This is a genomic window from Cupriavidus sp. 22TCCZM04-2 (assembly GCF_057798895.1).
In genome coordinates, this window is sequence record NZ_JBYOJS010000007.1 from 245,426 (window position 1) to 257,617 (window position 12,192).

The following is a 12,192-nucleotide window of genomic DNA, read 5'->3' on the forward strand; positions in this document are numbered from 1 at the left end:
ACAACAAATGACCGACCGTACCCTCATCAACGACATCGCAGCGCGCCTGCGCGGCGCCGAGGCCTCGCGCCAGACCATCGCCCCCGTGCGCGGCGAGATCGCGATCGACGACATTGCCACGGCCTACGCCGTGCAGCAGGTCAACGTCGACGCCCGCGTGGCCAGCGGCGAACGCATCGTCGGCCGCAAGATCGGCCTGACATCGTTGGCCGTGCAGAAGCAGCTCGGCGTCGACCAGCCGGACTTCGGCGCGCTGTTCGCCAGCATGGCCTGTGGCGACAGCCAGCCTATGCCGCTGTCGGGTCTGATCCAGCCCAAGGTCGAGGCAGAGATCGCGCTGGTGCTCGAGCACGACCTGACGCACGCGCGCCATACCTTTGCCGACATCCTGCGCGCCAGCGCCTACGCGCTAGCGGCGATCGAGGTTGTCGACAGCCGCATCCGCAACTGGGACATCCGCTTCGTCGACACCGTGGCGGACAACGCGTCGAGCGCGCGCTTCGTGCTCGGCAGCCGTCCGGTGCCGCTGTCCGCGCTCGATCTCACTGCCTGCGCGATGACGCTCTCGCGCCATGGCGAAGTGCTCTCGCGCGGCAGCGGCGCGGCGTGCCTTGGCAACCCGCTCAACGCGGCGGTCTGGCTTGCCGACCGCATGGTGCAGCTCGGCACGCCGCTGCGCGCCGGCGACGTGGTGCTGACCGGCGCGCTCGGGCCCATGGTCGCCGTCACCGAGCCCGGCACCTATGCCGCGGAGATTGAAGGGCTCGGCAGTGTCCGCGCGGCTTTTGACGCATAGCAGGGACGTCATCGCCGCCCGACCCAACGCACATAACCCGGAACCGCCCACCAAGAGCGGAACACAGAGACAGCGCAGACAAGCCATGCAGACAATGAACACCCGCGGTGCCGACGCGCGCCGCACGAACGGCAGCATCACCACGATCGGCCTGTGCCTGGCGATCGCCTTGCTGGAAGGACTCGATTTGCAGTCCGCCGGCGTTGCAGCGCCGCGTATCGCGAAGGAATTCTCGCTGTCCGTGGCGCAGATGGGCTGGGCCTTCAGCGCCGGTGCCATCGGTCTGCTGCCGGGCGCGGCGCTCGGCGGGCGCCTTGCCGACCGCCTGGGCCGCAAGCGCGTGCTGATGCTGTCGGTGGCGCTGTTCGGCGGATTCTCGCTGGCGACGACGCTGGTATGGAGCTTCGAAAGCCTGTTGGCCGCACGCCTGCTGACTGGCCTGGGCCTGGGTGCCGCCATGCCTAACCTGATAGCGCTGTGCTCGGAAGCGGCATCGCCCGGACAGCGCAACACGGCCGTGGGCGCGATGTACTGCGGCATGCCATTCGGGGCCGCGCTTGCCGCCGCAATCGGCATCGCCAGTCCTGGCGACGAGGGCTGGCGGCACATCTTCTATGTGGGCGGATTCGGGCCGCTGCTGATGGTGCCGCTGCTAGCTCTGTGGCTGCCCGAGTCCGCCCAGTTCGTCGAAGCGAAGTCCCGATCCAGGTACCGATCGAAGTCTCAATCGAAGTCACCAGCGACGAAGGGTGCGGAAGCTTCCTCCGGGTTTGTCGAAGCGCTGTGTGGCGACCGCCGGACACGTACCACGATCGCGCTGTGGATCAGCTATCTGGGCACGCTCGTCGTGCTGTATTTCCTGATGAACTGGCTGCCGTCGATGGTGCTGTCCAACGGCCTGACGCGTGTGCAGGCCGGCGTCGCCATGATGATGTTCAACATCGGCGGCGGCATCGGCGCGGTCGGTATCGCCAACGTGATGGACCGCTTCAGCCCGCGCCTCACGGTAGTGGGCATGTATGCAGGCATTGCGGCCGCGCTGGCGGGGCTTGCCGGGGCGGGTGGCAGCGTCTCGATGGCATGGGGCGCGTTCTTCTGCGGCCTGTTCCTGGTGGGCGGGCAGTCGGTGCTGTATGCACTGGCAGGGCAGGCCTATCCGACACAAGTGCGCGGCACCGGCGTGGGCGCGGCGGTCGCGATTGGCCGGCTCGGCTCGATCCTGGGGCCGCTCGTTGCGGGTCAGTTGTTCGCGTTGGGCCAGAGCGCATCGATGCTGGTGGCGGCCAGCATTCCACTGATCGTGGTCGCGGCGGTTGCCGCGCTGGCGGTGGTGGGTTCATGCCGGCCGCGGCTCGAAGCCGGGGCGGCATTGCCGGGCGGGCGCGGCGCCTGAGCCGCGCGTTGGCACACATTTCATTCAGAACGGATTCAGTCCAGTAAGGAAGACGATCATGCAAGCTACTGCACCAGCCATTACCGAAGCCATTACCGAAGCCAATACGAGCCGGTTCGTCACCGTGAAGGATGGCGACACCGGGTTTCGCATCCACTGTAACGACACCGGGGCCGGTGCCGAGACGGTCGTCATGCTGCACGGCTCGGGGCCGGGCGCGACCGGCTGGGCCAATTTCAACCGCAACGTCCAACCGCTGGCGGCTGCCGGCTATCGCGTGCTGCTGGTCGACTGTCCGGGCTGGGGCAAGAGCGACCCGGTGGTCAATACGGGCTCGCGCTCGGAACTCAATGGCCGCGTGCTCAAGGGCGTGCTCGATGCGCTGGACATCGAGCGCGTGCACATCCTTGGCAATTCGATGGGCGGCCACAGCGCGGTGGCGTTCGCGCTGGCCCATCCGCAGCGCGCCGGCAAGCTCGTGTTGATGGGCGGCGGCACCGGCGGCCCGAGCCTGTTCACGCCGATGCCGACCGAAGGAATCAAGCTACTCAATGGGCTTTACCGCGAGCCGTCCATCGACAACCTGAAGCGCATGATGAACGTGTTCGTCTACGACGCGAGCTCATTGACCGACGAGCTGATGCAGGCGCGGCTGGACAATATGCTGGCGCGGCGCGATCACCTGGAAAACTTCGTCAAGAGCCTGGCTGCCAACCCGAAGCAGTTCACGGACTACGGTCCGCGGCTCGGCGAGATTGCGTCGCCGACGCTGGTGATCTGGGGACGTGATGACCGGTTCGTGCCGATGGATGTCGGGCTGCGGCTGATCGCCGGGATTCCGGATGCGCAGATGCATATCTTCAATCGCTGCGGGCACTGGGCGCAGTGGGAGCATGCGGAGACCTTCAATCGCCTTGTTCTCGACTTCCTGGCGCGCTGAGGCGGTAGATCCCCTGCAGGGCGTCTGCCGCTAGCCGTTGCGGCGCTGGCCCTGCCGCTTGCGGATTGGAAACGGGGCGTGCGGTGATGGCCTGGGCGGCGCAGTGCCAGGCACCCACGCCCGCGGTCTGGAAGACCCAAAGTCAAATACCGTAGCCTCCTGTTTACACCCATCAGATCCCCACGTCGCCGCCCCTTGGTCCTGAGACGCAGGCCGGGAAGGGGCAGCAGCGGCGTCATCGTTCACTGCCTGCATCGCCTCTGACCGGACCGGCGTTGGTGACACCGATGCCGACCTGCAATCCGTCGCGTGACAAAGGCGAATGAGACAAATGTCTCGGCGACTGCGACGTGTGTCTCGCGACAAGGCCGCTTTCGCGGCCCTCCCCAACGCCTCCCCCTCTGTCGCCCCGATCGCTGCAATGCCTTGTCCAGAAAGGATCCGCGGGGTTTCCTGAGTAACGTGGGCCGTGCCCGTCCAGGGCTGGCATCCCTCTTGCAGTTATAGGGCATCCGGCACATCGGCCGGAAACCGATACGAGAGCAAGAGGAGACTTTGCATGGACCCCACACCGCAACATCTTCTGTGGATGTACGAGAAGATGATCGAGATCCGCCAGTACGAAGAGACTATGGCGAAGGTGTACCTGGAGGGCAAGCTGCCGCCGAAGATCCAGAAGGGCCTGGCCTTTGACATCGGAGCTGGCCCGGTTCCCGGCGAGATGCACCTGTCGGCCGGGCAGGAGCCGGTGGCCGTGGGCGTTTGCGCCCATCTGCGAGCAGAGGACACCGTGGTCGGCGCGCACCGCTCGCACCACTTTGCCATCGCCAAGGGCGTACCGCTTGACGCGATGACCGCCGAGATGTTCGGCAAGGCCACGGGTCTGGGTCGCGGCAAGGGCGGCCACATGCACCTGTTCCATGCCGGGACCAAGTTCTCGTGCAGCGGTATCGTCGGCGCGAGCTCGCCGCAAGCCTGCGGCGCCGCACTTGCTGCGCGCAAGCTCGGCAAGGACTGGGTGGCGGTGTCCTTCTTTGGCGAGGGCGCGGCCAACCAGGGTTCTTTCCATGAGTCGCTGAACCTCGCCGCACTCTGGAAACTGCCGGTGATCTTTGTCTGCGAGGACAACAAGTACGGCATCTCCGTGGAGAAGAGCGCCTCCACCGCCGTGCCGACGAACGAGATTCGCGCTGGCGGCTATGGCATGCCCGGCGTACTGGTGGAACGCAATGACGCGGTGGCCGTCTACCGCGCGGCCGGCGAGGCCATTGCACGCGCACGGCGCGGCGAAGGCCCCACGCTGATCGAAGTCAAGACCGACCGTTATCTTGGCCACTTCCAGGGCGACCCCGAAACCTATCGCCCGCGCGATGAGGCCAAGACTCTGCGCACCAATGACCCGATCCAGATCCTTGGCGACGCGCTGCGCGCCGGGGACCTGCTCGACGCAGCGACCGAGACCGAGCTTCGCGCTGCAGTCACCGCGCGCATCGAGGCCGCCTATGAATTCGGCCGCAATAGCCCCTACCCGGCACCCGCTGACGCGCTGCAGCACGTCTTCGTCCAGTAAATCCCGCATCCCACAAGACAGGAGACCACTATGCAAACGGCACAAGACGCGGGACGGGGCACGCGCACGCTGACCATGGCCCAGGCCATCGCCGAGGCCATCGGCCAGGAGATGGAGCGAGACTCGCGCGTATTCGCGATGGGTGAGGACATCGGCAAGTACGGCGGCATCTTCAGTGCCACCGCCGGCCTGCTGGACCGCTTTGGCCCCGAACGCATCATGGATACACCGATTTCCGAGACGGCCTTCATGGGCGCGGCCATCGGCGCGGCCGCGGAGGGGCTGCGTCCGATCGCGGAGCTGATGTTCGTCGATTTCTTCGGCGTCTGCTTCGATCAGATCTACAACCACCTGGCCAAGAACACCTACATGTCCGGCGGGCGGATATCACTGCCGGCAGTGGTGATGACCGGTATCGGCGGCGGCTACAACGATGCGGCCCAGCATTCGCAGTGCCTTTACGCGAGCTTTGCGCATATGCCGGGCATGAAGGTCGCGGTGCCCTCCAACGCCTATGACGCCAAGGGCCTGATGATCCAGGCCATCCGCGACGACAACCCGGTGGTGTTCTGCTACCACAAGGGCATCATGGGCCTGTCGTGGATGTCGTACTTCGAGGGCAGCACCAACGCAGTTCCCGAAACGCCCTACGCCATTCCCTTCGGCCAGGCCAGCGTGGCACGCAGCGGCCGCGACGTGACCATCGTCACGCTGTCGCAGATGGTGCAGAAGTCGCTGCTGGCGGCGGAGCAGCTTGCGGCAGAAGGCATCGAGGCCGAGGTGATCGACCTGCGCACCATCGTGCCGCTTGACCGCGAAACCGTGCTGCGCTCGGTGGCCAAGACAGGCCGCCTGCTGGTGGCCGACGAGGACTATCTCAGCTTCGGCCTGTCCGGAGAGATCGCCGCCATCGTGGCCGAGAACCTTGACAGCGTGGCTCTGCGGGCCCCGGTGCGCCGGCTGGCAGTGCCCGATGTGCCGATCCCGTTCTCGCGGCCGCTCGAACAGTTCGTGATTCCGCAGGTCGACAGCATCGCCGACCAGGTGCGCGCGCTGGTGCAGCACCAACCCGTTTCCTATTCACTCAAGCGAGAAGCAGCATGATCGACGTATTGATGTCTGACGCCGTCTGGCAGGACGTGGAAGAGGGCACCGAAGCCCTGTTGCAGGAATGGTCGGTTCAGTCCGGCGATACCGTCCGCGCGGGCCAGGTGCTGGGCGTGGCCGAACTGGTCAAGACCACCCATGAGATCACGGCGCCGGCCGACGGTGTGGTCGCCGCGCTGACAGTGGGAGCACAGGACACCTTCGGTCGAGGCACCGTGCTGGCACGGCTGGAGCCCAAATCATGACGCACAGCCTGGTTTCTGCCCCAAACGCCGGCGAACGCCGCGTCGTTCCGCTCGCCGGGATACGTGGTGCCATCGCCCGCAGCATGAGTGCCGCGTGGCAGGTTCCGCGCGTGGCGCAGTCCATCGAGGTAGACGCGACCAGACTGGAGCTCGAGGTGTCGGCGCTGCAGCAACGTCTCGGTCCCCAGTGCAAGGTCACGTTGACCGCATTCGTTCTGCGCGCGGCGGCATTGACGTTGCGCGAGCACCCGCGGTTGAACGCCCGCATGCTGGAGAAGGGGATCGAGGTGATGCCCGACATCAACATTGGTCTCGCCGTCAGCCTGGACGAAGGGTTGATGGTGCCCGTGCTGCGCAAGGTGGATGCCAGGCCGGTCGCGGACATCGCCGCGGAAAGCCGTCGTCTCGCCGAGGGTGCGCGTGCCGGCACGCTGTCGGCGGGCAGCTACCAGCATGGCACCTTCACCGTCACGAACCTCGGCATGACGGCCATCGACAGCTTCACGCCGATCATCAACGTGCCGCAGGTCGCCATACTGGGCGTGACGCGCGTCGCCAGGCGGGCGGTGGTCAAAGGCGACAGCATCGCGATCGTGCCCATGCTGGGGCTGCATCTGGTTTTCGACCATCGGGCGGTGGACGGCTACCCCGCAGCGCGCTTTCTGTCCGACCTGAAGACGCGGTTGGAAACGGTCGAAGGCCTGTGATGCTGACCCCCACCTTTCTCGCCGACGGTATTCACTGTGCAGAGGAGCAGGACTGGAACCGCGCGCAACTGGCCGAGCCTGTCCTGCGGCCGGCCGTGCGGCTGTGGACGTATGCCGCGCCGGGCATCGTGCTTGGCCGCGCTCAGGCTGCCTTGCACCCAAGGCTGGCGGGCGGTCGTGCGCCGGTGATTGTGCGCGACTCCGGGGGCGGTGCAGTGCTGGCCGGGCCGTGGATGTTGTCAGCCTCGATCGTACTGCCGGCGGATCACCCGCTGGTGGGAACCGGCACGGTGTCGAGCTATCGCTGGCTGGGGGTGCTGTACGCCGGGCTGCTGCGAGATCACGGAATTGCCGCCTATGCGGTACCGCCCGAGGAGTTGCAGATGGCACGGCCCGACCCATCGCTCAAATGGGCATGCTTCGGTTCCCTTTCGCCCTGGGAGGTGGTGGTCGGCCAGCGCAAGATCGTCGGGTTGGCGCAGGTGCGGCGACGCACGGGTGTGCTGCTGACTTCAGGGACGCTCGTTTCACCGCCGAATTGGCCACTGTTGTGCGAAATGGTAGAGGCGCATCCCGCCGATGCCAATCGCCTGCAAGCCTGCACGACGTCGTGCACCGAGCAACTGGGCGCGCCATTGATGGCAACCGTATTGGCCGAGGGTCTGCATCACATGCTGATCGACGTGCTCGGCGAGCACGAGGATCCGGGCGATTCCCGGCATCCACGCCATGTGTCGCGCGAGAGGCCGGCAATCGTGTCCGCCGCCGGGGCCGCCAGTCAACGGTGAACGTAGTGCATATCGACAAAACAAGGCTCGCCATGAGCGTGCCACAAATGGAGACAACATGAAACCCATGCCACCCGCTGGCTCCGCCATGCGCGTATTGGACAAACAGCCCAAGGTGTCGCGCCGCGGTTTTCTGCGCGGCAGCGGCCTTGCCGCGATCAGCGTTACGGTTATTCCCACGACCGGCATTGCGGCAGCCAGGGATGCGACAGACCAAAAGAGCTTTCGCACTTTGGGTGTCGGCGCCGGCAAGACCTTGTTGCGCATGGCCCGCGACATCTATCCGCACGACAAGCTTGCAGACAAGTTCTATGTCGAGGCTGTGGCGCCATATGACGCGGCAGCGGCCGAGGACCCGGCGGTAAAAATGCTGTTGACCGACGGCGTGCAGAACCTGAATCAACGCGCGAAGCAGCGCCATGGCTTGCCCTATGTCTCGGTGAAGACCGAGAGCGAGCGCGTGGCCTTGCTCAAGGACATCGAGGCCACCCCGTTCTTCAAGAAGATCCAGGGCGATCTGGTGACGAGTCTCTACAACAACAAAAAGCTATGGCCGTTGTTCGGCTACGAGGGCTCATCATGGGAGAAGGGTGGCTATCTGCACCGCGGCTTTGACGATATCGACTGGCTCTGAGCCTCGGAATACAAAGAATGGAGACAAGCATCATGGCAGATCAGACAAAGTTCTCTCTCGACGATGACGGCGTCGTCGTCATTGTCGGTTCGGGCGCTGGCGGGGGCACGCTAGCCAACGAGCTGGCGCAACGCGGTGTCAAATGCGTGGTTCTGGAAGCCGGAAAGCACTATACGCAGGCCGATTTCGAGAACGACGAATGGGCGATGTTCAACAAGATTTCCTGGCTGGACAAGCGCATTTCAGCCGGCGGCTGGCACCACACGAAGACATATCCCAATCTGCCAGCCTGGATCGTGAAGGGTGTGGGCGGCTCTACGGTCCACTGGTCCGGTGTTGCGCTGCGCTTTCAGGAGCACGATTTCCACACCAGGACCACCTATGGCGCTATCAATGGAGCCAATGTGCTCGATTGGCCGATCACGCTGGCCGAGCTGGAGCCCTATTACGAGCTGGCCGAGAAGAAGATGGGGGTGTGTGGCACCAAGGCCAGTGGCCTGCCGCCCATGCCGCCGAACAACCACTACAAGGTGATCGAGGCGGGGGCAAGAAAGGTTGGCTACAAGAAGATCGTGCGTCCGGCCGCTTCGAACTCCCAGCCTTACGATGGACGGCCCGGCTGCCAGCAGATCGGGTTCTGCATGCAGGGCTGCAAGATCGGCGCGAAATGGTCCACGCTTTACACCGAGGTGCCACGCGCGCAAGCGACAGGCAATGTCGAAGTGCGGCCGGAGTCGATGGTCCTGCAGATCCAGCACGACAGGAAGGGGCGTGCGAACGGCGTGCTTTACGTGGATAACAAGGGCCGCAAGCAATTGCAGAAGGCCCGCGTGGTCTGCGTGGCGGGCAACTCCATCGAGTCGCCCAGGCTGCTGCTGAACTCGGCATCGAGCCTGTTCCCCAATGGCTTGGCCAACTCATCCGGGCAGGTTGGCAAGAACTACATGAATCACTCCACCGCCGCGGCGGTGTCGATCCACAAGAAGCCGGTCTATATGTACCGCGGCTTCGATATCGCGGCGGTGGTGGCCGACGAGGTACCGCTCAACACCAAGCGTGGCTTTGTCGGTGGCTATTACCTTGAAGGCCTCGCCATTCACCTGCCGTATACGGCCGCCTTCATGAAGCCGGGCGGCTGGGGGCGCGATTTCACTTCGGCCATCGAGATGTATGACCACATGAGCAGCGTCTGGGTTTGTGGCGAAGACCTGGCGCGCGAGCAGAACTCCATCACGCTGCATCCCACGGAGAAGGACCAGTACGGCCTGCCTGTCCCCATCGTGACCAAGACTTACCACGAGAACGATGACAAGATCACGGCCCACGGTCTGACCCAGTGGCGCAAGCTGTCCGAGGCGGTGGGGGCGACGCGCGTGATCGACATGCCGGCCTATCCGGCCAGCCACAACCTGGGCACCAACCGCATGAGCGCGAAGGCCAGCGATGGCGTGGTCAATCGCTGGGGCCAGGCGCACGACGTGAAGAACCTGTTTATTTCGGATGGCAGCCAGTTCACCTCCAGTTCGGCGGCCAACCCGACGCTCACCATCGTGGCCCTGGCAATCCGGCAGGCGGAGTTCATTGCCGGGGCCTTGAAGCGGCGCGATATCTGAACGGGTTCGTCCGCCACCTTTCGTTGCGGTGGCCGGCCAAATGGATTAGCGTAGAGCCGCTCGCGCCATGCCGGCACCAGACCGGCAGCGCGGGCTTTGCACCATTCAATGCGGCGGACAAGGAGACAGTCGTGCAGCAAAAAGCACACCGCGCCCACATCGAGCGTCTGCTCGCCTTTTCCCAGCAGCCAGGCGAAGCACATGGCGCGATCGAACGATCGTGGCGGCGCTGCCTGGACGACTACGGCCTCGACCCCAGCCGGCCCACGCCGGCCTACATCGTGGAGGCAGGCCGCCTGCGCGAGCACAAGGATCAGATCGAGGATTTCCTGAGTGTCGCCCGGACCGGCATGGAACAGCTCTACAAACGCGTATCCGGCCTGGACTACGTGCTGCTGCTGACCGATGCGTACGGCGTCGCCGTGGATTTCATCGGCAATGACAATCTTGACCGCGAACTCAAGCGCTCCGGCCTCTACCTGGGGGCGGACTGGAGCGAAGCGCGCGCCGGCACCTGCGCGGTCGGGACCTGCATCGTCGAGCAGGAACCCGTGACTTGTCATCAGACCGACCACTTCGACGCATGCCACATCACGCTCACCTGCAACAGTGCGCCACTGTTCGATCCGATGGGAAATTTCCTGGGAGTGCTCGACGTATCGGCGCTGACCGCGCCGGCTCCGAGGGAAGCGCAGCACCTGGCGCTGCAGATGACCGCCATGTATGCCCAGAAGATCGAGGACGCCAACTTCCTGCGCTACTTCCGCAACCAGTGGATATTGCGGCTTGGCTCAGCCTGGTCGCTGGTGGACGTGGACAGCGAGATCATGGTTGCCTTCGATGCCGACGGCGTGATCCGTGGCATCAATAGCGGCGGGCGGCGCAAGCTGCGGCTCGAGCGCGAGCCGCAAGCCGATGTGCGAGGCCACCTGCTGACCGAGGTGTTTCGCGAGGACATGAGCGAGCTGTGGCGCATTGCGCGTGCCGGTACCTCGTCGGAGCGCACCGCAGTCCGCATGTACGATCACGGCATGTACTATGCGACCGGGATTCCGCCGCGCGGCGCGCCTGGCAAGCCTTCCATGCCATCTGCAACGGCCGCGCAGGCGGCGCTGCCAAGCGCCGAGGCCAGCGCGGCCCTAGAAGCCCTCGGCGCCGATGACCCTCAGATGCAGCGGTTGATCCTGCAGGCCAAGCGTCTTGCTAACAAGCCGCTCAATATTCTGGTGCAGGGCGAAACCGGTACCGGCAAGGAAGTCCTGGCCAAGGCCCTGCACATGGCAAGCGAGCGCCGCACCAAAGCCTTTGTTGCCGTCAACTGCGCGGCCATCCCCGAATCGCTGATCGAGAGCGAACTGTTCGGGTACATGCCGGGCACTTTCACGGGCGGACGCACCAAGGGCATGCGGGGACTGATCGCGCAGTCGGATGGCGGCACCCTGTTCCTCGACGAGATTGGCGACATGCCATTGCACCTGCAGAGCCGGCTTCTGCGCGTGCTGTCGGAGCGCGAAGTCATGCCGCTGGGCTCGGAAAAACCGATCCCGGTTGATTTGCGAGTCATTGCCGCCTCGTACCGTGACCTGCGTCAGCTGATCGCCGAGCAGCGGTTCCGCGAGGATCTTTATTACCGCCTGTGCGGTGCTACGCTGCACCTGCCCACGCTGCGCGAACGGCGCGACAAGGACTACCTGATCGCGCGCATTGTCGAAGACGAGGCGCGCCAGCTCGACATGCGCGCAGAACTGGCGCCAGCGGCGCTGGCGTTGCTGCGAAGCCATTCGTGGCACGGCAACGTCCGGCAGTTGCGCAACGTGCTGCGTTTTGCGCTGGCCATGAGCGACGACGGTTTGATCGACATCGATGCGTTGCCGCCGGAGATTCTCGAAAGCACCATGGACAGCACGGCGGGCCCGGCTACAGCCACGGCCACGGACGATGTCCCGCCGGCCAGCGAGCGTGAAGCCCTGCTGGCAGCCCTGCGCCGCAACAAGTGGCGGATCACTCAGGTTGCCGCCGATCTGGGCATCGCGCGTGCAACGGTGTATCGGCAAATGGAGCGCTTCGGCATCGTCGCCCCGAACCGCCAGTAGGGCAAGCACGTGCCAGTGCGTTAGCAACGGAACGAATTAGTCCTCGCTTGCGAGCGAGTGGAGCCCGCCTGCTCCGCGGTCCGACAAAGCGAGAGGACGGGACTCCCTGTCAGGACCGATAAGCGCGTGAATCGCGTGCGGAGAAATTTATGAGCGACGCCCTGATCGCCTCCTTCAGTGAAGCCCCGCAATCCCCCGCGGAGCAGTACGATCCGACCCGCAAGCAGAAGTCTGCCGACAAGACCGCGCGCATCCCCATCAAGATCGTGCCGGCCGAAAAGCTCAAGAAGCCGGACTGGATCCGCG

At 64.9% G+C, this 12,192-nt stretch carries 11 protein-coding genes and 1 pseudogene; all 12 read left to right on the top strand.

Translation table 11 applies throughout. The features are described from left to right. The first annotated feature begins 7 nt into the window (after nt 1–7). Nucleotides 8–796: a 2-keto-4-pentenoate hydratase gene (mhpD, locus tag AC3FKG_RS13635; protein WP_483714055.1), complete on the top strand. Its 789-nt coding sequence runs from the start codon at nt 8–10 to the stop codon at nt 794–796. Nucleotides 797–881: 85 nt separating this feature from the next. Beyond that, entirely contained in the window at nt 882–2,189 is a 1,308-nt protein-coding gene (gene mhpT / locus AC3FKG_RS13640) for a 3-(3-hydroxy-phenyl)propionate transporter MhpT (protein ID WP_483714056.1), read from the top strand. Nucleotides 2,190–2,247: 58 nt separating this feature from the next. Then, nucleotides 2,248–3,129, top strand: a complete 882-nt coding sequence (locus tag AC3FKG_RS13645; protein WP_483714057.1) for an alpha/beta fold hydrolase — start codon at nt 2,248–2,250, stop codon at nt 3,127–3,129. 559 nt (nt 3,130–3,688) lie between these two features. After that, nucleotides 3,689–4,699 (top strand): thiamine pyrophosphate-dependent dehydrogenase E1 component subunit alpha, encoded by a 1,011-nt coding sequence (locus AC3FKG_RS13650; protein ID WP_488743339.1) that lies wholly within the window; start codon nt 3,689–3,691, stop codon nt 4,697–4,699. A gap of 30 nt (nt 4,700–4,729) precedes the next feature. Continuing rightward, a complete protein-coding gene (locus tag AC3FKG_RS13655) occupies nt 4,730–5,803 on the top strand; it encodes an alpha-ketoacid dehydrogenase subunit beta (protein WP_488743340.1) in 1,074 nt (357 codons plus the stop codon). Then, nucleotides 5,800–6,051: a lipoyl domain-containing protein gene (locus AC3FKG_RS13660; protein ID WP_483714061.1), complete on the top strand. Its 252-nt coding sequence runs from the start codon at nt 5,800–5,802 to the stop codon at nt 6,049–6,051. The genes AC3FKG_RS13655 and AC3FKG_RS13660 overlap by 4 nt, the downstream gene beginning before the upstream one ends. Then, nucleotides 6,048–6,758, top strand: a complete 711-nt coding sequence (locus AC3FKG_RS13665) for a dihydrolipoamide acetyltransferase family protein (protein ID WP_488743341.1) — start codon at nt 6,048–6,050, stop codon at nt 6,756–6,758. Before AC3FKG_RS13660 ends, AC3FKG_RS13665 begins: the two co-directional genes overlap by 4 nt. Then, complete coding sequence (locus AC3FKG_RS13670; RefSeq protein WP_488743342.1) at nt 6,758–7,546, top strand: lipoate--protein ligase family protein; 789 nt, start codon at nt 6,758–6,760, stop codon at nt 7,544–7,546. The genes AC3FKG_RS13665 and AC3FKG_RS13670 overlap by 1 nt, the downstream gene beginning before the upstream one ends. A gap of 58 nt (nt 7,547–7,604) precedes the next feature. Further along, nucleotides 7,605–8,180, top strand: coding sequence for a twin-arginine translocation signal domain-containing protein (locus AC3FKG_RS13675; protein WP_488743343.1), 576 nt, complete (start codon nt 7,605–7,607; stop codon nt 8,178–8,180). 32 nt (nt 8,181–8,212) lie between these two features. Next, entirely contained in the window at nt 8,213–9,793 is a 1,581-nt protein-coding gene (locus AC3FKG_RS13680; RefSeq protein ID WP_488743344.1) for a GMC family oxidoreductase, read from the top strand. A 131-nt stretch (nt 9,794–9,924) separates the two neighbouring features. Beyond that, the gene (locus AC3FKG_RS13685; protein WP_488743345.1) at nt 9,925–11,886 is read left to right on the top strand and encodes a sigma-54-dependent Fis family transcriptional regulator; all 1,962 of its coding nucleotides are present in this window, start codon (nt 9,925–9,927) and stop codon (nt 11,884–11,886) included. Between the two features lie 149 nt (nt 11,887–12,035). Further along, nucleotides 12,036–12,192, top strand: a pseudogene (locus AC3FKG_RS13690) (lipoyl synthase); the annotation flags it as partial.